The organism is Faecalibacterium sp. AF28-13AC (assembly GCF_003478405.1).
In the GTDB taxonomy this organism is placed as follows: Bacteria; Bacillota; Clostridia; order Oscillospirales; family Ruminococcaceae; genus Faecalibacterium; species Faecalibacterium prausnitzii_E.
Genome location: NZ_QUFG01000001.1, coordinates 387433 through 406796, shown reverse-complemented (window position 1 = coordinate 406796; position 19364 = coordinate 387433). Strand labels below are relative to the sequence as shown.

At 61.2% G+C, this 19364-nt stretch carries 20 protein-coding genes; 1 reads left to right on the top strand and 19 read right to left on the bottom strand.

The window, feature by feature from the left end; genetic code table 11:
- Nucleotides 1-14: 14 nt before the first annotated feature.
- The 5 genes from DWY95_RS01955 to DWY95_RS01935 all read right to left on the bottom strand — a co-directional run bounded on the left by DWY95_RS01955 (nt 15) and on the right by DWY95_RS01935 (nt 2016).
- Entirely contained in the window at nt 15-557 is a 543-nt protein-coding gene (locus DWY95_RS01955; RefSeq protein WP_118551863.1) for a S1 RNA-binding domain-containing protein, read from the bottom strand.
- Nucleotides 558-631: 74 nt separating this feature from the next.
- Nucleotides 632-937, bottom strand: a complete 306-nt coding sequence (locus DWY95_RS01950) for a septum formation initiator family protein (RefSeq protein WP_097792545.1) — start codon at nt 935-937, stop codon at nt 632-634.
- Nucleotides 938-982: 45 nt separating this feature from the next.
- Nucleotides 983-1441, bottom strand: a complete 459-nt coding sequence (locus DWY95_RS01945; RefSeq protein ID WP_243082515.1) for a hypothetical protein — start codon at nt 1439-1441, stop codon at nt 983-985.
- The gene (locus tag DWY95_RS01940; protein WP_097792547.1) at nt 1441-1722 is read right to left on the bottom strand and encodes a YabP/YqfC family sporulation protein; all 282 of its coding nucleotides are present in this window, start codon (nt 1720-1722) and stop codon (nt 1441-1443) included. The genes DWY95_RS01945 and DWY95_RS01940 overlap by 1 nt, the downstream gene beginning before the upstream one ends.
- Nucleotides 1723-1773: 51 nt before the next feature.
- The gene (locus DWY95_RS01935; RefSeq protein ID WP_118551861.1) at nt 1774-2016 is read right to left on the bottom strand and encodes a helix-turn-helix transcriptional regulator; all 243 of its coding nucleotides are present in this window, start codon (nt 2014-2016) and stop codon (nt 1774-1776) included.
- Nucleotides 2017-2131: 115 nt separating this feature from the next.
- Here DWY95_RS01935 and DWY95_RS01930 point away from each other — a divergent pair, with 115 nt between their 5' ends.
- Nucleotides 2132-3940, top strand: coding sequence for a class I adenylate-forming enzyme family protein (locus DWY95_RS01930; RefSeq protein WP_118551859.1), 1809 nt, complete (start codon nt 2132-2134; stop codon nt 3938-3940).
- 137 nt (nt 3941-4077) lie between these two features.
- Here DWY95_RS01930 and DWY95_RS01925 read toward each other — a convergent pair whose 3' ends face one another.
- The 14 genes from DWY95_RS01925 to cdaA form a co-directional block, all read right to left on the bottom strand.
- Nucleotides 4078-4323 carry an RNA-binding S4 domain-containing protein gene (locus tag DWY95_RS01925; RefSeq protein ID WP_097792548.1) on the bottom strand — a complete coding sequence of 82 codons (246 nt, stop codon included), beginning with the start codon at nt 4321-4323 and terminating at the stop codon, nt 4078-4080.
- 60 nt (nt 4324-4383) lie between these two features.
- Nucleotides 4384-4653, bottom strand: a complete 270-nt coding sequence (locus DWY95_RS01920) for an HU family DNA-binding protein (protein ID WP_097792549.1) — start codon at nt 4651-4653, stop codon at nt 4384-4386.
- A gap of 31 nt (nt 4654-4684) precedes the next feature.
- Nucleotides 4685-5431: a MazG family protein gene (locus DWY95_RS01915; protein ID WP_118551857.1), complete on the bottom strand. Its 747-nt coding sequence runs from the start codon at nt 5429-5431 to the stop codon at nt 4685-4687.
- 186 nt (nt 5432-5617) lie between these two features.
- On the bottom strand, nt 5618-6052 hold the full coding sequence (locus DWY95_RS01910; protein ID WP_097792551.1) for a zinc ribbon domain-containing protein: 435 nt from the start codon (nt 6050-6052) through the stop codon (nt 5618-5620).
- A 171-nt stretch (nt 6053-6223) separates the two neighbouring features.
- Nucleotides 6224-7162, bottom strand: a complete 939-nt coding sequence (locus DWY95_RS01905; protein WP_118551855.1) for a nucleoside kinase — start codon at nt 7160-7162, stop codon at nt 6224-6226.
- Entirely contained in the window at nt 7113-8588 is a 1476-nt protein-coding gene (gene hemZ, locus DWY95_RS01900; protein ID WP_118551853.1) for a coproporphyrinogen dehydrogenase HemZ, read from the bottom strand. The genes DWY95_RS01905 and hemZ overlap by 50 nt, the downstream gene beginning before the upstream one ends.
- A 15-nt stretch (nt 8589-8603) precedes the next feature.
- On the bottom strand, nt 8604-9209 hold the full coding sequence (locus DWY95_RS01895; RefSeq protein ID WP_118551851.1) for an MBL fold metallo-hydrolase: 606 nt from the start codon (nt 9207-9209) through the stop codon (nt 8604-8606).
- A 10-nt stretch (nt 9210-9219) separates the two neighbouring features.
- A complete protein-coding gene (dtd, locus tag DWY95_RS01890; RefSeq protein WP_097792555.1) occupies nt 9220-9681 on the bottom strand; it encodes a D-aminoacyl-tRNA deacylase in 462 nt (153 codons plus the stop codon).
- A gap of 3 nt (nt 9682-9684) precedes the next feature.
- Nucleotides 9685-12012 (bottom strand): bifunctional (p)ppGpp synthetase/guanosine-3',5'-bis(diphosphate) 3'-pyrophosphohydrolase, encoded by a 2328-nt coding sequence (locus tag DWY95_RS01885; protein WP_118551849.1) that lies wholly within the window; start codon nt 12010-12012, stop codon nt 9685-9687.
- Entirely contained in the window at nt 12013-14145 is a 2133-nt protein-coding gene (gene recJ / locus DWY95_RS01880) for a single-stranded-DNA-specific exonuclease RecJ (protein WP_118551847.1), read from the bottom strand. It lies immediately after the preceding gene.
- The gene (locus DWY95_RS01875) at nt 14142-15485 is read right to left on the bottom strand and encodes a 5-bromo-4-chloroindolyl phosphate hydrolysis family protein (RefSeq protein ID WP_243082513.1); all 1344 of its coding nucleotides are present in this window, start codon (nt 15483-15485) and stop codon (nt 14142-14144) included. The genes recJ and DWY95_RS01875 overlap by 4 nt, the downstream gene beginning before the upstream one ends.
- Nucleotides 15486-15495: 10 nt before the next feature.
- Entirely contained in the window at nt 15496-17091 is a 1596-nt protein-coding gene (locus tag DWY95_RS01870) for an FAD-dependent oxidoreductase (protein WP_118551843.1), read from the bottom strand.
- A gap of 64 nt (nt 17092-17155) precedes the next feature.
- A complete protein-coding gene (locus DWY95_RS01865) occupies nt 17156-18457 on the bottom strand; it encodes a CdaR family protein (RefSeq protein ID WP_118551841.1) in 1302 nt (433 codons plus the stop codon).
- Complete coding sequence (cdaA, locus tag DWY95_RS01860) at nt 18454-19353, bottom strand: diadenylate cyclase CdaA (RefSeq protein ID WP_097792561.1); 900 nt, start codon at nt 19351-19353, stop codon at nt 18454-18456. The genes DWY95_RS01865 and cdaA overlap by 4 nt, the downstream gene beginning before the upstream one ends.
- Between the last annotated feature and the right edge of the window lie 11 nt (nt 19354-19364).

The window sequence follows — 19364 nt, the reverse complement described above, 5'->3', positions numbered from 1 at the left end:
TCAGTTCATTGGGTTCAGCGGCCGCGGCGGGAGCGCGGGGCATAACCGCCGCCACGGCGGTTGTTGGTCTCGTGGTCCAGGTCGGCCATCTTCTCTTCGCTCTGGCTCTTGAAGCGGCTCATCATATCCTCAAAGCTCAGGTTGTCGCTCTTGGCGGGCGCTTTGGGCTGCCAGACGCGGGGCGCAGCCTCGCGGGCCGGGCCTCTGCCGCCCTCACGCGGGGGGCGTCCGCCGCCGCGGGAACCGCCGAAATGTCCGCCCTCACGCGGGGCACCGCTGCGCGGGCCGCCGGGGCGGGGGCCGCGGTCCGTGCGGGCCGGGCGCGGCAGCAGCCGCTTGATGGACAATGCGATCTTGCCATCCGGTGCCACCTGGATGACCTGCACCTTCACGGTATCGCCGTCGTGCAGGACGGTGTTGATGTCCTGCACATATTCATTGGACACTTCGGAAATGTGGACCATGCCCACCCGGCCCTCCGGCAGCGCAACAAATGCGCCGAACGGCTTCACGCCGGTCACACGGCCTTCAAATACGTTCCCTACCTCAATCGCCAAAACTCAATACTCCTTGCTCTCTTTTTGGGTGGCTGTTCCGGGGCGGGCCGCAGACCCTCCCGGAGGACCCGCCCTCAGTTGCCGGTCACATCCACAAAGATGCGCTCGTTGGGGGCGGCGTAGTTGTAAGAATCACGGGCGACCCATTCGGTCACGTCATCCGCGTCGCCGCTGAGGATGCGCTGCAGCTCCTCATTTTTGGTCTGCTGCTGTTCGATCTGCTCGTTCAGGGTCTGCAGCTCGGCGCGCTTGGAGCTGATGGCCACCTGATTGGAGATGTATGCTGCCAGCATACTCAGCAGCAGCAAAAGAAAGAACAGCCGGAACACCGTGCGCAGCACCGTGTTCTTTCTGCGTTTTTTGCGGCTCGGATTCGTCATACCTCAGTGCCCCCTGAAATCAGCAGGCCCGATGCGCCTGTGGTCTTACTTTGATACGTTAGAATTATACAACATCCGCTGTGGTCTTGGCAAGTTCTTTTTTTGTTTTTTTGCGTTCCTTTTTGCGTTCCGGCGTTCTTTGGCACGTTTTGAACGCACTTTTCGGGCCAGCAGCACCGGCGCAAGGAGCCGCCGGGCCCCTTGCAGCGGAAGCCCCAGCACAAAGAGCGCACCCCGCACCGGCCAGCGCAGCACACGTTCTGCCGCCCACGCGCCAAAGACGGCCGCCGCCAGCTGATACCACCGAAGCACCCCGCCGAAGCTCAGCGACGCCGCATAGGACTGCAGCCCCAGCAGCAGCGCCCCTACGAGCAGCACGTCCGGCAGAAAGGCCCCCCGGCCTTTTTCCGGGAACAGCGCCCTTGCCCCGCCCAGAACGGCCCCCAGCAGAACGCAGGCTGCTGCCTCCCGCCCGATGAGCCCCGCCGGAAGTGCCGGGGCCATCAGCGCAGCAGACGGCGCAGCAGGCCGCCCGGCGTCCGCTCGGCCGTATATTCCAGCGCGTCGATGCGGCCGGTCAGGCGCACCTCCCCGCTCTCCAGGTCGAGGCTGGTCACGTTCAGCTCGGCTCCCGTCAGGTGCAGCACCCCCTTGCCCGTTTCCATCGCGGCGCTGTCGGCATCGCACCGCAGCACCCGCTTCACACCGGTCACCGTCAGTTTACTACGGCCTTCCAAAATCAGGTCGTGGGGCGGGGCGGGCGTTTTTTCGGCGGTCTTGTTCATGGCACAACTCCCCTTTTTCTCACTGTATGAAGGGCAGAGTGCCGTTATTCGTTATTTGACTTCCTGTTCCAGATTCCGGAACAGCTCCGAATGGAAAAAATCTTCAATGGAGATTCCCAGTCCATCGCATAGCTTCTTGATGGTCGATACCGTTGCGCTATTGTTTCTTCCGCTGACGATGTTGTTCACCGTAGACTGTGTAACTCCACTCATCGTGCACAGCTTGTTAATCGAAATATCATTTTCTCGGCACAGTTCTATGATCCGTTCCCTCACTGCTTCTCCGATATTCATGGATGCTTTCTCCTTTTTTAGAAAAAGCATATCGAAAAGCTCTTGAAAAGATTAACTCTTTTGGGTTATAATTGCTCAAAAGGGTTAATTTCATCTTTTATTGGGAGGAATCATTATGTGCAACACAAAAATATCCGGGTATCCATCCATTGACAAGCCTTGGTTGAAGTACTACAGTTCCGAGGCCCTTCATGCGCAACCTGCTTCGTGTACCGTATACCAAAACATCTACCAGCACAACAAAGAACACCTGACCGAAACCGCATTGGAATATTTTGGTGTGAAAATCACTTTTTCAAAATTATTTGAACACGTTGAAGCCTGCGCAAAAGCGCTGCTCTCCAACGGTGTCCGGGCCGGAGACTGTGTCACGCTTTGTACCGCAGGAACCCCCGAAGCCGTTTATATCGTTCTTGCCTGCAGCAAAATCGGCGCGCTGGCCAATTTCGTCAATCCCATGTTTCAGCCCGCCCAGATTCGTGACCGCATCAATGAAACAAACGCAGCGTTTTTGTTTGTGCTGGACAGGCTCTACGCCAGCGTTTCATCCATCTTGTCCGAAACTTGCATCCGGCATCTTGTTGTTCTTCCTGCCACGGCTTCGCTCCCTGCTCCGCTCCGCATTCTTGCCGAACTCAAAAGCCCTCTGGAGCCTGAGCTGAAACAAGCTCTCCATGAGAATTCCAAACACTCTCTTTGGTCTGCTTTCATCAAAACGGGTAGTTCCTATGCTTCTCCAACGGAAGCACCTTATCAGAAAGACACCCCTGTGGTCATGGTCTATTCTTCTGGCACGACCGGAGCATCGAAGGGCATCGTGCTGACAAACGATGGCATCAATGCCACCATCGCGCAATACGAAACGGGTTTTCCAGAGGTTTCCCGCCAGAAGAAATTCCTCCACATCGTTCCCATCTGGTTCTCTAGCGGCATTTCCATTTCGCTTCTGATGCCTCTGTGTCTGGGGGTGTCTTGTGTTTTGGAGCCGCTGTTCAGCCCGGAGACCTTTACTTCTGATCTTGAAAAATACTCCCCCAACTATATCTTTGGCGCAACCAGTCTGTGGCTCTACGCCATGGAACATTTGGATTCCAAGCATGATTTGTCTTTTTTGATTTGTCCAATGACCGGTGGAGAGCAGTTACTGCCTGAAACAGAACTTCAGATTAACGAATTTCTTTCTGCTCATCATTACAGCTGCGGATTGCAAAAAGGCTGGGGCATGTGTGAACTGGGCGCAACAGTTGCATCGACCTCTTCCGATAAAACCCCCGCCGGGCCTCGAAATAAGATCGGGTCCACAGGGATTCCTCTCCCTCTTGCCATGGTCAGCGCCTTTGATCCCGATACCGGAAAAGAGCTTCCTTACGGCCAGCGGGGTGAATTGCAGGTCTCCACGCCCTGCTGCATGAAAGAATACTATCAGAACCCGGATGCAACAAACGCATTTTTCCGGGTAGATGAACAAGGCCGGAAATGGGGCCACACGGGTGATATCGGCTACCTGGATGCGGACGGCTTCGTATACGTTCTTGGCCGTGCGGTCGATTACTTTATCGACGCTCAGAGCCAAAAGCATTACCTGTTTGATATCGAAAACGTTATTCTGCAAAATCCTGCGGTCGATATCTGTGAAGTCGTTGTCCTGCATCGGGATGGTTCTTCGTTCCCGGTCGCACATATCCTTCTGAAAAAAGACTTCTTCGGTGATAAACTCCAACTTCTGAAGGAGCTGCATACCCATTGCGAACAAGTTCTCCCCGCCCCTGCCGTCCCCAGCGCTTACAAGTTTCGCGATTCCTTTTCCGTCAAGCCAAGCGGAAAGCGCGACACAGAAGCGCTGACCCACGAATACAACGATTATCTCGTTTTCGAAAACGCTGCGATCCATTCGGTTGATTTCTATCGCAATTTTCAAAAATAGTGCCCATCAACACGGCATATTTGCGATATGCAGTTTGCGGATGTTGCTTGTGCATTAAAAACGCAAACTGCTATAATATGCAAAAACCTCCTGAACGGCACATTCGTGCAATTCAGGAGGCTTTTTCTGTCTCAGTCTTATTCCGAAAGAATCTCGTACATCTCCCGCGCCACATCCTTGGTGCGGGGCTCCACATCGGAGAGTACGCGGACTTTGATGGGGCGGTTGCCGAAGGTGACCTCGATGAGGTCGCCCGCCTTGACGGCCTGGCTGGCCTTGGCGACCTTGCCGTTGATGAGGATGCGGCCTGCATCGGCCACCTCGTTTGCTACGGTGCGGCGCTTGATGAGCCGCGAAACTTTCAGGTATTTGTCCAATCGCATGGGAAACCTCCATATAAAAAGCCGCCGGGCCAAACGGTTCCGGCGGCAGTGGGTTCTCTCTTACAGGGTGTCCTTCAGAGCCTTGCCCGGCTTGAACACGATGCTGCGGGAAGCAGCAATGGTGATGGGCTCGCGGGTGCGGGGGTTGATGCCCTGACGCTCGGCGCGCTCACGGATCTCGAAGGTGCCGAAGCCGGAGATGGTGATCTTCTCACCCTCTGCCATGGCCTTGCCCAGTGCCTCGAATGCAGCGTTGACAGCCAGCTCAGCGCTCTTCTTGCTCATTTCGGTGTTTGCCGCAACCTGTGCGATCAGATCAGTCTTGGTCATAATAGTAAAACCTCCACAAAATTTGTACTCATCATTTTCTATCTATCGGAGCAGGCGTTTCGGCCTGATACCCGTTTGCTCCCACCTGTGGGGCCAGCAGCTCGTCCCGGAATCGCTTCGAGGCAAAGGTCAGTGCTTCTTCGGCGTCCACACCGGCCAGCCGGATGGCGTTGACCGCTGCGAACAGCAGCTCTCCCGCCCGTGCGGCGGCCTCCTCCGGTGCAGCGGCGTCCCAGTTCTGTTCTGCCGCCCGCAGGGCAGCAGCCGCGCATTCCTGGTCCACTGCACCGAGGCCATGGCCTGCGGCGCGCTTCTGCAGTTTCTGAGCATACATCAAAGCAGGCAGGGTGGCCGGTACGGTGCCCAGCTCATCGGCCAGCGTCCGGCGTCCCTTTTCCTTATTTTTGAGCGCATCCCAGCTGTTTATACCGGCATTTTCCGCCGCAGAGGAGGCAAAGATGTTCGGGTGACGGAACACCAGCTTCTCGCACACCTCACGGCAGACCTGCTCAAAATCGAACCGGCCCCGCTCCTCCTCCATGACGGCATGGAAGGCTACCTGCATCAACACGTCGCCCAGCTCTTCCCGCAGCATCGCGGGGTCGTCGGCATCCAGGGCTTCCAGCGCCTCGTACGTTTCCTCCAGAAAATTTTTCCGGATGGACTGGTGCGTCTGCACCCTGTCCCACGGACAGCCCGTTTCGGGGTCGCGCAGGATGCGGAGGATCTCGATGAGGTCCTCTGCCGTATAGTGCTCCCGCTCCGGCCAGTCCAGCATGGGCAAGCGCTCCCTTCTGCTCCAAAAGTAGGGCTTTATTGTATCGCAGAATCCGCCATTTTTCAAGGGGACAAGCGCATTTTCCGGTTTTTCGCTCCAAATGTTTCCAGATTTTTCACACTTTGGCACAAAAACGGGCGGTATCCCGCACGGACACCACCCGCTTCGGGCTGTTTCAATTTCAGGTCACAGCTGCGCGCCGCACTTGTTGCAGAACAGTGCATCGTCCGAGACCGGCGCACCACACTGCGGGCAGGTCTTCTTTTCCTCTGCAGCAGGCTGTGCGTCGATGGGGAACTCGATGGTCACGCTGTCCGCCGGTGCTTCGGGTTCCGGGGCAGCTTCCGCTGCGGGCGTCCCGATGCTCTCGCGCAGAGCGGCCAGGTTCTTTTCGATGGCATCGATCATCTCGATGTACTTATCCACAAGGGGCTGGTTCTCTTCGTTGCCCTTGGCCAGGCTGTACACCAGCGCACCCAGCTGGCGCTGTGCGCGGGCGAGCTTGGTCTGCTCGTTCACGATCTTTGCCTGCGTCTTGCCGCGCTCGGCCAGATCCATTGCTGCATTTTTGCCTTTTTCGGCATATTCCAGACCCATTTCCTTGATCTTGTTGAAATCCATAACAGACACCTCTCTCAGCGGAAGGGTACTTCCCCTCCTGTGCTTTCGGATGATGGTTTCATTATAGCGCACTCCACCTCTGATTGCAACGAATTTGCCGCAAGTTTTACAGTTTCGTGCGGATTTGGAAACAGATTTTTCGCATTTACACAAACTCCGGACAGCCCTTCGTCAGTTCGCCTCGCTGCCGTAGAACTCCCGCAGCATACTGTCGGCAGGCAGCAGGTCCAGCGGCAGGGGGGCCACATGCTCGAACCGGCGGGCCGTCTCGTCCCACAGCTCGGCATTGTGGCCTTCCAGCACGAACTGGCGGCGCACCTTTTGCAGCAGCTGGGCGATGAGGCCCATCTCGTAGGTGAAGGAGGTATCCAGCAGGAAGTCCGCCGTGGTCTTGAAGCCCTTGATATACCGGGTCTCGCCGTCCAGGACGCGGTCCCACATGGCAAGGGTCTTTTCGGGGCTGCGGCCGCGGGCGGCGGCATCGCGCAGGGTGCGGCGGCACAGGCGGATGTCCTGGGTGTTGATGACCCGGCGGCCGTCGATGCAGTATTCCTCCCGCAGACCGGCATAGATGCGGTAGACTTCCTCACCGGGCACAAGGCTGGTCAGCTCCGGGTTGAGGGCGTGGATGCCCTCCACGATGCAGACGCCGCCCTGCAGGTCCACGGGTTCGGTCGCATCCGAGCGCTTCTCGCTGGTGAAATCGTAGATCGGCAACACGGTCTTTCCCGTCTCGCTCAGCTCGCGGAGGCACTGCCGGATGAGGGGCAGATCCATGGTGTCGGGGTTCTCGTAGTCCAGTGTACCGTCCGGCATCCGGGGGTAGAACTCCGCGCCCCGGAAGAAATTGTCCAGACTGACCACATGGGCCGGTGTGCCCTGCCGGATGAGTTCTTCGGCCAGCTTGTGGGCCGAGGTGGTCTTGCCGCTGGCCGATGGGCCGGTGAACATGACGATCTTGGTGCCGGAAAAGCGGACTTTTTCGGCCGCGTAGCGGACCCGCTCGCGGTAGCTGCGCTCGCTCATCTCCGCCAGCGCTTCCGGGCTGCGGGCGGCAATGTTATAAAGGTCGATCTCCACCAGACGTTTCGGGACCCAAATCGTGATCATAAAAATCAGCCACTCCTTTTTTCCGTTCCAGAACCTCCGCAAAGCGCTGGATGTATTCGGTCGGGTACTTAAAGTTGAAGATGCGCTGCATCCGTTTTCCGCCGTCGGCCACCAGCTTGGTGCTGCCGCCCGCGCCTGCGGAAAGGATGGTCTGGACTTCCTCCATGATATAGATGTTGTAATATCCCTCGTGGCCTGGCTTGCACCAGCCCACGTTTTCCAGATTTTGCAGGGTATTCTTCTGGCGGTAGAGGTAGTAGGGCCGGTAGCCCGCCTCTGCCAGTAGATGGCAGCGTTCCAGCATGGCGGCCACATCGGCGTAGTCGTTCTCCCTCTGGTCCTCGATGACGATGCGGGAAGCCCGCTTAAGGGTCAGGGTGTGGACGGTGATGTTCTCCGGGTCGAGCGCGATGGCCTGCCGCAGGCTGCGCTCAAAGCCCTCCACGGTGTCGCCGGGCAGGCCCGCGATGAGGTCCATGTTGATGTCGTCGTGGCCCGCCTTCCGGGCGTCGGCAAAGCAGTCCAGGATGTCCTGCGCCGAGTGCCGGCGGCCGATGCCGGCCAGCACCTCGTCCGAAAAGGTCTGGGGGTTGATGGAGATGCGGGTCGCCCCATACTCCTTGATGACGGCCAGCTTTTCGGCGTCGGTGCAGTCGGGGCGGCCTGCCTCCACCGTGTATTCCACGACGCAGGAAAGGTCAAAGCACTGCCGCACGGTGCCCATCAGCTGGCGGAGCTGGTCTGCCGAAAGGCTGGTGGGCGTGCCGCCGCCGATGTAGATGCTGCACAGCTTCAGCCCGGCCTGCTCTGCCTGCGCCCGGATCTCCTCCACCTCGCGGCAGAGGCAGTCCACATAGGGCTGCACCAGCTTGCGGTCCCGGTCGAGATTGCAGCTGACGAAGCTGCAATAGCTGCACCGGGAGGGGCAGAACGGGATGCCGATGTACAGGCTGTAGGTCTTCGGCTCGCTGCCCAGGCGCAGGATCGGCTCCTGCAGATCGGCAATGGCTCTGGCCATCTGGTATTTCTGCTCCGAGCAGTCGAACCGGCTCAGGAAAAAGCGGTCGATCTCCGCTTCGCTCCAACCGGCGGCGCGCTTGTCGTGGATGAGTCGGACCGGGCGCACACCGGTCATCTTGCCCCAGGGCGGGCGGATGCCCGTCCAGCGGCGCAGCAGGTCATAGGTCAGGCTGGCAAGGGCAAAGGCTTCGGTCTCGCCGTCCGGCCCCGGCAGCGGGGCGGAGACGGTCTCCTGCCCGCCGTGCTCCCGCACCAGCGCCAGCAGACCGTCCGGCTTCCGCTCGGCCCACACACAGTCCTCCCCGGCTTCGGGCGGGGTCAGGGTGAGCGGTGCCATTGGGTAAAACAGCCGGACCAGATGCTCGACCTCGTAGCCGGATGCAAGCCCTGTGATATAGATCTTCATGTGTTCCTGCCTTTTTTATGCGTTCCGCAGTGCGGCTTTGATATAATAGTTGGTCTCCAGCTCCTCGCCATAGGTCGAGAAATCCCCGTGGCCGGGCAGGAGCTGGGTCTCTTTGGGGATGGGCAGGCCCGCGAACTTGCGCAGGCTCGCCTCCAGCTTGCGGTCGCTGCCGCCTTCGAGGTCGGTGCGGCCGATGCTGCCCTGAAAGACCGTATCGCCCACAAAGAGATACTCGCTGCACAGCAGCACCACGCTGCCCTCGGTGTGGCCGGGGGTGTGCCATGCGGTGAAGGTCAGCTCATCCACCAAAAGGTTGGTTCCCTCTCCATAACCGAAATCGGCGCTCTTCAGGGGGAAGAGTTGGGTCCCGGCGCAGTCGGCGGCTTCGCACCAGATCTTTGCGCCCCACTCGCGGCTCAGCACACCGGCGCTGCCCACATGGTCGTAGTGGCCGTGGGTGCACAGGATGTGCGTCAGCACGGCACCGTGGTCCCGCAGGATCTGATCGTACTCCTGCACCCCGGCCGCCGGGTCGATGATGACCGCATGGCCGGCCTTGGTGAGCAGCAGAAAACTGTTGGTGTAAAACGGCGCAGAGCCGAGAAGATGAAATGCCTGCATGTTATCCCTCTCAATCCTTCTTTTTCCACTCGTCGGTGTCGATGACGATGGTGCAGGGCCCCTCGTTGACCAGAGCCACCTGCATATCCGCCCCGAACTCTCCGTGCCGGACCTCCCGGAGGCCCTGTTTGTTCATCTCGGCCAGAAACAGCTCGTAGGCGTCCACTGCAAGCGGGGCTTTGGCTGCGTGGATGAAACTGGGCCGGAAGCCCTTTCGGGTGTCCCCATACAGGGTGAACTGGCTGACCACCAGCGCCGAATACCCAAGGTCTTTTGCGCTGAGGTTCAGCTTGTCGTTCTCATCCTTGAAGATGCGCAGGCCCGCGCACTTTTCGGCCAGTTTGGGCACGATGTCCAGCGAGTCGGTGTCGCGGACGCCCAGCAGGATGACAAGGCCGGGGCCGATGGCGCGGGGCTCGCCCCCATCGACCCGGACACTGGCCGACGAAACGGCCTGAATGACTGCACGCATGGTTTAACTCCTTGTGACCTTGAGCACATCTTTGATCTTGGACAGGCGGGCTACCACCCGGTTGAGATGCTCGGTGTTGTTGATGCCGATGGTCAGGCTGACCACGGCGCAGTTGTTTTCCACCTGGCGGGCGTTCATCGTGTAGATGGGCACCCGGATGTCGGCCAGAGCGCTCAGCACGTCCCGCAGCAGTTCGTTGCGGTCCAGCGCCACGATCTCAAGGCCGGCCTTGTAGCTGTCCTTGACGCTGTCGGCCCAGTACGCCTTGACCCAGCGGGGGGCGTTGGTGGGGTCCTTCATGCTGGAAATGGCATTGGCGCAGCTCTGCTTGTGGATGGAGACGCCGAACCCGCGGGTGATGAAACCCACGATGGGGTCGCCGGGCAGCGGCGAGCAGCACTTGGCGAACTTGATGGGGGTGTTGTCGAACCCTTCCACCACGACGCCGTCGGTGGCATGGACCTTGCTCAGATCCACTTTGGCCAGCTGTTCGGTCTTGTCTTCCTCGGCCTTGAGCTTCTGCCACTCCTCTTTCAGCTTGGGCAGACAGTTGGCGATGGTGATGCCGCCGTAGCCGATGGCCGCATACAGCTCCTCGGCGTTGTTCTGGCGCAGGCGGCGGCAGCAGCTGCCGATGAAATCATCCAGCTCGTCGTCCGGGATGAAGATCATCTCGCGGCGCAGTTCGCGGGCCAGCGCATCGCGGCCCTGCTGGATGTTCTCTTCCCGGCGCATCTTCTTGAACCAGTTGCGGATCTTGCTCTTGGCCTCGCTGGTGCGCACGATCTTGAGCCAGTCGCGGCTGGGGCCTTTGTCCGCCGGGCCGAGGATGACCTCGATGATCTCGCCGGTGGAGACGATGTGGTCGATGGGGACCATCCGGTTGTTCACCTTGCAGCCCACCATCCGGTTGCCGACGGCAGAGTGGATGGCATAGGCGAAGTCGATGCAGGTGGCACCGGCGGGCAGGTTGATGACATCGCCCTTCGGGGTGAAGGCGAAGACCTCCTCCGGCAGCAGGTCGCTCTTCAGGTCGTGCAGCAGGTTGCCGGAATCCTCGCTGACGCGCTGATTTTCCAGAAGCTGGCTGACCCAGGCCAGACGCTCATCGAGCTTGTCGTGGCCGTCCAGCCCCTCTTTGTACTTCCAGTGGGCCGCAACGCCGTACTCGGCCTGTTCATCCATCTTGCGGGTGCGGATCTGGACTTCGAAGGGGATGCCCTCGTGCCCGATGACGGTGGTGTGCAGGCTCTGGTAGCCGTTGGGTTTGGGGGTGGAGATATAATCCTTGAAGCGGTTGGGCAGCGGGTGGTACATATCGTGGATGAGGCCCAGAGTGCTGTAGCACTCGGCCAGCGTATCCAAAATGATGCGGACCGCATAGATATCGTAGATCTCGTCGAAGGACTTGTTCTGCATGATGGTCTTGCGGTAGATGCCGTAGATGCTCTTGACGCGGCGCTTGATGGTCGCACCCTCGATGCCGCTCTCTTCCAGCCGCTGCTCAATGACGCCGGACACGCTGGCCAGAAACTCCTCGCCCGCGCGCTCGCTCAGCATCTTGCTGATCTCGTTGTAGCCCACGGGGTCCAGATAGTGCAGGCTGCGGTCTTCCAGCTCTTCCTTCACGTTCAGGATGCCCAGGCGGTTGGCGATGGGAGCATAGACCTCCATCGTCTCGCGGGCCTTGTCGCGGCGCTTCTGTTCAGGCCAGGCATCGCCGGTGCGCATGTTGTGCAGCCGGTCGCAGAGCTTGATGATCATCACGCGGACGTCGCGGCTCATGGCCAGCAGCATCTTGCGCAGGTTCTCAGCCTGCAGCTCTTCGATGTTGGAGAACTGGATCTTGGTCAGCTTGGTGACACCGTCCACCAGCAGGGCCACTTCCTCGCCAAAGGCGGCCTTCAGGTCGTCCAGGGTAGTGGGGGTGTCCTCGACCACATCGTGGAGCAGGGCGGCGGCGATGCTCTCCGTGTCCATGCCCAGGTCCAGCACCAGCCGGGCCACGGCCAGCGGGTGGCAGATGTAGGGCTCGCCGCTGCGGCGGCAGACGCCCCTGTGGGCATTGTTGGCCAGGTCATACGCCTTTTGGATCATCTCCATATTGTAGGCTTTGCCGCTGGCCTGGATGGCCTCCACCAGCTTTTCCCAGGTGATGATCTCCGGGCGCACCTCACTGGGCAGCGTCCCTTCGGGGGCGTTGGCAGGCAGAGCCGTGGCTGCGACCGTCGCCACTTCCGGCGGGTTGCTCACGGCCTGATGCAGGTGTGTTTTTGCGGAATAAGAATCCTCCGGCTTGACCGGGTCCAGCATACTTTTTCCCTCTGGCATTTACTCTTCCTCCAGACATTTCAAGATCGGTGCGTCGGCAAGATTCTTCTTGCCCTGTGCGGGCACCAGTGCCCAGAACTTTGCCCCGCCGCATTCCTGCACCGTGATGAGCCCCACCTGTTCGAGAGCGGTGAGTGCGACTAAGATTTTTCCGGTGTTGTGCTCCCCCAGCTTTGCGAACAGGGGCTGCAGATCCTCAGCGTGCCAGCGCCGGGCCTGCAGTTCACGGTACACTGTGATGATATCGCTCCGTTTGGGCGCCACGGTTGCTTTCTGTTCCGCCGTGAGCGGGGTGCCGCGCCGGAGCGCCTGCACCAGCGCCGTCTGCTCGGCGGCCGCATTGCCCAGCCCCGCCGGGTGCAGCTCCAGGATGCGGCCCGAAAGCTGTGCCCCGCGCGGCGCATCGTAGACCGAAAGGTTCAGCGCAACGTCCACGACATCGCCCATGGCATAGGGCAGCTGCTCCGGGTGCATCCCGAACCAGACGGCATACATGCTGGCGCTGCCCTGCCGCAGGCGCAGGCGGCAGTGCCTGCCCTCCGACACCGGGTAGATGCCGTCGACGACGGCCTTTTCCAGCACAAAAACGGGGGTGGGGTTCTCGGCTCCATAGGGAGCCAGCTGTTCCAGCCGCCGGACCGACTCCACGGTGATGCGGTCCAGATGGATGGACAGGTCGCATTCCAGCGGCGGCGTGAGGAGCACGGGGCACTCCCGCGCGGCCCACTCGTTCAGGCGGCGGCGCAGCTCGTGCAGATTCTCTTCCCGCACCGAGAGGCCCGCCGCCATGGCGTGGCCGCCGAAGCGGAGCAGGATGTCCTCGCACGAGGCGATGCAGGCATGCAGGTTGAAGCCCTGCACACTGCGGCCGCTGCCCTTGCCCTCGCCGTGCTCATCCACCGAGACGACGATGACGGGGCGGCCGGTCTTTTCCACCAGCCGGGAGGCTACGATGCCGATGACGCCGGGGTGCCAGTCCCGGCCCCAGATGAGGATGACCCGGTCTTCGAGGATGGCGGGTTCCGCATCCAGCTGCTCCTGCGCAGCCCGGACGATCTCCTGCTCGGTCTCCTGCCGGGCCACATTGATCTCGTTCAGCTTATGCGCCAGCTCCTCGGCGCGCTCCTCCTCCTCGCAGAGGACGAGCTGCAGCGCAGTGACGGCGTTGTCCATCCGCCCCGCCGCGTTGATGCGGGGCGCGATGGCATAGCTGACGTTCTCGGCCGTGATGGGCCTGCCCGCCAAGCCGACTTCTTCCAGCAGGGCCGAAAAGCCCGGCCGGTCGGTCTGCTGCAGCAGTTTCAGGCCCGCCTTGACGAGGGTGCGGTTCTCGCCGGTCAGCGGCATGACGTCCGCCACGGTGCCCACGGCGGCCAGGTCGCCGCAGTAGTCCAGCATCTCTTCCGGCGGGCAGCCATCCAGCGCCGCACAGAGTTTGAAGGCCACCCCCGCGCCGCACAGGCCCTTGAAGGGGCTGTGGTCGTCGGCGCGGCGGGGATCCACAACGGCCACTGCGTGGGGCAGGGTGTCGTGGGGCAGGTGGTGGTCCGTCACAATGAGGTCCACACCCAGCGAAGCCGCAAAGTCGGCTTCTTCCAGCGCAGAGATGCCGTTGTCCACCGTGACGATGAGCTGACAGCCCTTGTCGTGGATGGACTGGACGGCGTTCTTCGAAAGGCCATAGCCGTCGCCTTCGCGGCTGGGCAGCATGCACTTGACGTTTGCGCCCATCCCCTTGAGATGCTGGTACAGCAGGGCCGTGGCCGTCACGCCGTCCACATCATAATCGCCGTAAACAACGATGGTCTGTTCTTTGTCGATGGCTTCGAGGATGCGGGCACAGGCTTTGTCCATGTCCGTCAGGAGCATGGGGTCGCTCAGCTCTTCCTCGCCTGCCAGCAGCGTCAGCGCCTCAGCGGGGTCGGTGATGCCGCGCGCAGCCAGGACGCCCGCCAGCAGGCCCGCTTCCTTCTGTTGTGCCGCCAGCGTGGCGGCGTATTTCTGCTCGCTCCAGGGCTCATCGTCCAGAGCGTTCTGCTCCAGTTCTTCGGTGTTCTGTTCCGCAATGGCGGAGGTCAGTTCCTTGAGGGCGGTGCGGTCAAATTCTTTTAAGGTCCATGCCCGGCAGGTCATCGCAATCCCTCCCCGGTCAGGCCGTCGTTGGCCAGCATTCCCTGCAATGCCGCGATCTCGCTGGAGACATCCAGCGCCACATCGCTCAGCAGATTATCGTAGAGGTTGTCATACGCCTGATTGAGCGTATGCAGGATGCCCGCGATGTCCCGGCGGATGCTCTCGGCATTATCGCCTTTCTGGCCCTGCACATCGTTGTAGGTGTGCAGGAGCTTGAGGGTGGTCGGGATATAGTATTCCGCGAACCGCCGTGCTTTCGGCAGGCTTTCGGGGTGGGCTTCCAGCCAGTCACAGATGGCCTCGGTGGTCTTCTGCATGTGGGCCAGCTCCTCCACGCCCTGCGCGTCCTGCATGAGCTGCTGCTCCTGCGCCAGCACTTTGGCGAAGCGGCGGGTCGTTTCGAGGTTGAGCGGGGTCTCCTGGGGTTCCGCCTGCGGTTCGGCCTTGGGTTCCGGCTCTGCCTGCACAGCGGCTCTGGCCTCCTGCGCGGCGCGGTAATCCTCCGCCGTCAGATAGAGTGTTTCCGTTTTTTCATCCAGCCATCCGTTCAGCCAGCCTTTGCGGATGTATTTTTGCAGCTTCTTCAGCATTTTTTTCCGGTTCTGGTGGACGAGATCGGCCAGCATCCGGACCGAAAGGCCCTTGTGGTAGTCGGTGGTATCCGCAAGATCGGCGAACTGCCCCAGCTGCTTTCCGGCTTTCACCCAGGCGGAACCACAGGCCGTCATCCAGCCAAAGCCCGCCGTGACAAGGGCCAGCACGCTGCCGACGATGCCCAGCGCGTTGTAGGCGGTGTTCATAACGTAGTCCGTGCCCGTCATCAGCACACTGCCGTCCTCCGTAGCCGACACCACAACGTCAGCCGGCGAAATAATGCCCAGCCCGATGAGGCAGCCCAGCGTCCCCAGCCCGAAGATCACCATGAAGGTGATGCCCACGGCCAGCAGGGCTGCACCGCCGTTCTGGCGCTTTTTGCAGTCTGCACGCAGCAGGTCTACGGGGGTCTGCTCCCCTTTCAGGCCAAAGATCTGTCTGGCCCACTGGGGCATCCCGCCCGCGTTCCGGGGCCCGGTTTTCTGTGCCTCCTGCTGAGCTTTGTAGTATTCGTTCCGGCTGTTCCGGAGGGCTTTTCCCGCTTCCGAGATGCCGAAGTTGGCCGCATGGACGGCTGCTTTTCCCACATCCCAGGCCCGGTCGCCGATCTCCATGCCCCGGCCCTCAAAGCCATAGCGGAACGCATCGGACATGGTGTCGCCAAACTCACGCAGCTGGTCTTCCAGTTCCCGCTGCACCTGCTGGCCTTCGGTCTCCTTCATCCTATCGTTTTCACGATCGTTCATCAAAATCTTCTCACCCTTCTGCCGGACGATACCGGCCGATGATCACGCGGGCGACCCGCAGGCCGTCCACGGCGGCGCTCATGATGCCGCCTGCATAGCCCGCGCCTTCTCCGCAGGGGTACAACCCTGCCAGCTGGGCCGATTCCAGATCTTCTTCCCGCTTCAGCCGCACAGGGCTGCTGGTGCGGGTCTCCAGACCGGTCAGGACCGCGTCCGGCGCGGTGTACCCGGCGATCTTGCGTTCATACGCCCGCAGACCGGCCCGCAGGGTGTCGGCCAGCTCCCCAGGCAGCAAAGCGCCCAGGTCTGCCGCCACGACGCCCCGGTCGTAGGTCGGCTCCACCGTGCCGATGTGCAGTTCTCCCCGGCCTTCGAGGAAGCTCCGGACATTTTCCGCCGGGGCCGCATAGGCTCCCCCGGCGCGGCCCGCCTGATAGGCGTTGGCTTCCAGCTCCCGCTGGAATGCAATGGCCCGGCGCGGGTCATTGCCGAAATCCTCGGCTCCCACGCTGACCACCACCGCCGCGTTGGCGTTTTTGCCGCTGCGGGCGTGGTAGCTCATGCCGTTGGTCACCACCCGGCCCGCCTCGCTGGCCGAGGCCACCACCTGCCCGCCGGGACACATGCAGAAGGTGTAGACACACCGGCTGCCCACATGCTGGGACAGCTGGTATTCCCCGCGCGGCAGCGCCGGGTGGCCCGCCGCCTCGTGGTAGAGGCTCTTTTCGATCGCACTTTGCAGATGCTCCGCCCGGAAGCCCACGCTGAACGGCTTGCACTCCAGCACAAGGCCGCTGTCCATCAGCATTTCAAAGGTATCCCGCGCCGAGTGGCCGACCGCGAACACCAGCGCCTCGCACGGGAAGCTGCCCTGCGTGGTCTGAACGCCGACGAGCCTGCCGTCCTTCCGCACAAAGCCGGTCAGGGCCGTGTTGAAATGCACCTCGCCGCCCAGAGATTCGATCTCTTTCCGGATGGAGGTGATGACGCCCCGGAGCAGATCGGTGCCGACATGCGGCTTCTGCTTCCAGGCGATCTCCGCCGGGGCACCATGCTGCAAAAACACTTCGGTGACAAAGCCGCACAGCGCATCGCCGATGCGGGTGGTCAGCTTGCCGTCCGAAAACGTGCCTGCGCCGCCCTCGCCGAACTGGATGTTCGCGTTCTCATTGAGCTCGCCGGTGGCGGAAAAATGCTCCACCGCCTTCACCCGCTCGTCCAGCGCCGGGCCGCGCTCCAGCACGATGGGCCGGTAGCCCTGCCGGGCCAGCAGCAGCGCCGCGAACAACCCCGCCGGGCCAAGCCCGCAGACGATGGGCCGGTGGGCCAGCGGCTCGGTGCCGTTCCGGACGGAAAAATCGGTCCTGCTGCGGAGAGCAACGCAGGGCGAGGCCCCTGCAAATGCAGATTCCTCACCCTCGTCCTTGAGCGTTACCGCAACGGTATAGACCAGTCTGGGCTGGCCGTGGCGGGCATCCACCGACAGCTTTGCCACACCGAGATGGGCGGCTTTGCTGCGGGGGATGCGGGCCAGGTGCAGCGCTTTTTCAAAGGCCTGCGGCTCCCCGGCGGAAAGGGGGAGCCTGATGTCTCTTACCAAAATCATACGATGATTGCTTTCTTTTTCATTGCCGCCCCCTGCATACAGTATGGACGGAGCGGGCTGCGTTTTAGTTGCTCTCGATCTTGCACTGGATGACATAGCTGCCCAGCGCGAAAATTTTGCCGTTGGACGGCACATACAGTCTGCATGCGATGTTCTGCTGGCCGATGGCCACCGCGAAGTCGTCTGCGTCGATCTCAATGACGACCTGTTCCGGCGTCAGGGCCTCCATCGCGCCCGCCGGGCCGCAGAGGGTCACGTTCATCAGACGCTCGGTCTCCACCGTCAGGGTATAGGTGGAGGGCAGGTTGACCACCTGCACACACGCGGCGGGCAGATTCAGGGTCTTAGTCTCCAGTTTGGAGGAATCGAAGCTGACGGTGATGGTGGAGATGTTGTCCAGCAGGCGGATATCGCTGGGCAGCTCGATGGGCATTTCATAGACCTTGTTCAGCGAGAAGGTGGACAGGTCGATGGTGCCGACGGACAGGGTGGACATCTTGTCGATCTGGCTGGCCGGGCCCGCCACGTTCAGGGTCTTCTTGCTCAGCGTGTAGGTCAGCACCGAGTCGTCAAAATCGCGCGGGGCGTTGATGAAGCTGACGCTGACGGGCAGCGTGGCCATCTTGTAGACCTGCAGCGTGACCTCCACGCTTGACTCTTCCAGCGTGGTGTACGCGAACTTGACTTCGCTGCCGCTGTTGGTGTAGAACCGCAGGGCGGTATCGAGGGTGACGGACTCCGTCAGCTCGCCGTTGTGGGTCACTTCAGCGGTGCAGGTGGTCACCTTGTCGATCTCGGTGCTGGGGCCGGAGAGGGTCACACTCTCCTTCGAAAGCTCCGTCCCATACAAAATATATCCATCGGCAATGGTCAGGTAGTTGGTGGTCACCGTGATGGGGACCGTCTTTTCCTCCACCACATCAAAGACCACGTCCACGCTGTTGTCGCCGCCCTCGATGGAGACGGTAACGCCGTTCAGCAGGCCGTTGACGCCCCGCACCTGCAGATGCAGGGTCTTCTCGCCGCTGTCGCGCACACCGGACCAGTCCGGGTAGACGACGAAATCGGACGCCGTGAGGCTGCCGATGGTGTAGCCGTCGCCGGAAACTTTCAGAGTGACGTATTTTTCCGGAGCGTTGACGATGCTCAGGCCGCGGGAGGTGTACGCGGCGGAATCGTAGGTGAAATCCACCGGCACATTGGCGATGGTCTTGGTGGTGCCGGGCTGGACCACGATGGTGACGACCATCCAGGCCACGATGGCACCCACGACGGCCAGCAGCAACCGGATGCGACGGTCGTCCAGGATGCTCTTGCTGTGCTGGATGGCAGGCTTTGTGCCGCTCTTGTTCGGCTCGTTGCTCATGACTGCTCGTCCTCCTCTTTCTGGTTCACCCAGCTCAGCAGGCGCTTGACTCTGCCCTTCCAGCTGTTGTCGGTCTTTTCGCTGGCGGTCTCCTTGGGGATCATCTCATCCACCAGACGGGTGTACAGGGTCTGGCGGTCAAAGTGGCGGATGAGGACGCCGTTCTTGGCCATGGAGATGATGCCCGTCTCTTCGCTGACGACGATGGCGATGGCGTCGGAGTTCTCCGCGATGCCCAGGCAGGCGCGGTGGCGGGTGCCCATATCCTTGCCGAGGTCCAGGTTATTGGACAGCGGCAGCACACATCCCGCCGCCTTGATGCGGCCGTTCTCGATGATGGCGGCACCGTCGTGCAGGGGGGTACCCTCGTAGAAGATGGTGCCCAGCACTTCCAGGTTGACCGCGCTGTTCACCGGTGTGCCGGTGCGGACGATCTCAGAAAGATTGGTGCTGCGCTCCAGCACGATGAGCGCGCCGGTCTTGGTCTCGGAAAAGCGCTCGGCGGCGTCGCAGATGGCGATGATAGCGCTGCGCCAGGCCCCCTTGAAGCTGGGGTCGTTGTAGCGGCCCTTCACATTGAAGAGCTTCGAGGCCCACTGGTCGGTCTGGCCCATCCGTTCCAGCGCACGGCGGATCTCCGGCTGGAACAGCACGACCAGCGTCAGCAGGCCGACCTGCAGCAGCGAGTTGAGCAGCCATGTGACCGTGCGCATGTTGAGCACGTTCGCCACCAGATAGACGGCCAGCACCAGCAGGGCACCCTTGGCCAGCTGCCCGGCGCGGGTGCGGTTGATGATGCCCAGCAGCTGATAGATCAGAAACGCGATGATGATAATATCCAGAAGGTCCGCCAGCTTGAACGTCTGGAAATTCGCGATGATCGAGTTCAGAGTCATGAAAGTTTCTC

Excerpts from the sequence above, each read along its gene's own strand:
- DWY95_RS01875 (WP_243082513.1), bottom strand. The coding sequence starts at position 15,485 with ATGAACGATCGTGAAAACGATAGGATGAAGGAGACCGAAGGCCAGCAG.
- DWY95_RS01905 (WP_118551855.1), bottom strand. The coding sequence starts at position 7,162 with ATGATCACGATTTGGGTCCCGAAACGTCTGGTGGAGATCGACCTTTAT.
- DWY95_RS01870 (WP_118551843.1), bottom strand. The coding sequence starts at position 17,091 with ATGATTTTGGTAAGAGACATCAGGCTCCCCCTTTCCGCCGGGGAGCCG.
- DWY95_RS01865 (WP_118551841.1), bottom strand. The coding sequence starts at position 18,457 with ATGAGCAACGAGCCGAACAAGAGCGGCACAAAGCCTGCCATCCAGCAC.
- DWY95_RS01950 (WP_097792545.1), bottom strand. The coding sequence starts at position 937 with ATGACGAATCCGAGCCGCAAAAAACGCAGAAAGAACACGGTGCTGCGC.
- DWY95_RS01935 (WP_118551861.1), bottom strand. The coding sequence starts at position 2,016 with ATGAATATCGGAGAAGCAGTGAGGGAACGGATCATAGAACTGTGCCGA.
- hemZ (WP_118551853.1), bottom strand. The coding sequence starts at position 8,588 with ATGAAGATCTATATCACAGGGCTTGCATCCGGCTACGAGGTCGAGCAT.
- DWY95_RS01940 (WP_097792547.1), bottom strand. The coding sequence starts at position 1,722 with ATGAACAAGACCGCCGAAAAAACGCCCGCCCCGCCCCACGACCTGATT.
- DWY95_RS01910 (WP_097792551.1), bottom strand. The coding sequence starts at position 6,052 with ATGGATTTCAACAAGATCAAGGAAATGGGTCTGGAATATGCCGAAAAA.
- DWY95_RS01925 (WP_097792548.1), bottom strand. The coding sequence starts at position 4,323 with ATGCGATTGGACAAATACCTGAAAGTTTCGCGGCTCATCAAGCGCCGC.
- DWY95_RS01945 (WP_243082515.1), bottom strand. The coding sequence starts at position 1,441 with ATGGCCCCGGCACTTCCGGCGGGGCTCATCGGGCGGGAGGCAGCAGCC.
- DWY95_RS01920 (WP_097792549.1), bottom strand. The coding sequence starts at position 4,653 with ATGACCAAGACTGATCTGATCGCACAGGTTGCGGCAAACACCGAAATG.
- DWY95_RS01915 (WP_118551857.1), bottom strand. The coding sequence starts at position 5,431 with ATGCTGGACTGGCCGGAGCGGGAGCACTATACGGCAGAGGACCTCATC.
- DWY95_RS01885 (WP_118551849.1), bottom strand. The coding sequence starts at position 12,012 with ATGCCAGAGGGAAAAAGTATGCTGGACCCGGTCAAGCCGGAGGATTCT.
- DWY95_RS01895 (WP_118551851.1), bottom strand. The coding sequence starts at position 9,209 with ATGCAGGCATTTCATCTTCTCGGCTCTGCGCCGTTTTACACCAACAGT.
- cdaA (WP_097792561.1), bottom strand. The coding sequence starts at position 19,353 with ATGACTCTGAACTCGATCATCGCGAATTTCCAGACGTTCAAGCTGGCG.
- recJ (WP_118551847.1), bottom strand. The coding sequence starts at position 14,145 with ATGACCTGCCGGGCATGGACCTTAAAAGAATTTGACCGCACCGCCCTC.
- dtd (WP_097792555.1), bottom strand. The coding sequence starts at position 9,681 with ATGCGTGCAGTCATTCAGGCCGTTTCGTCGGCCAGTGTCCGGGTCGAT.
- DWY95_RS01930 (WP_118551859.1), top strand. The coding sequence starts at position 2,132 with ATGTGCAACACAAAAATATCCGGGTATCCATCCATTGACAAGCCTTGG.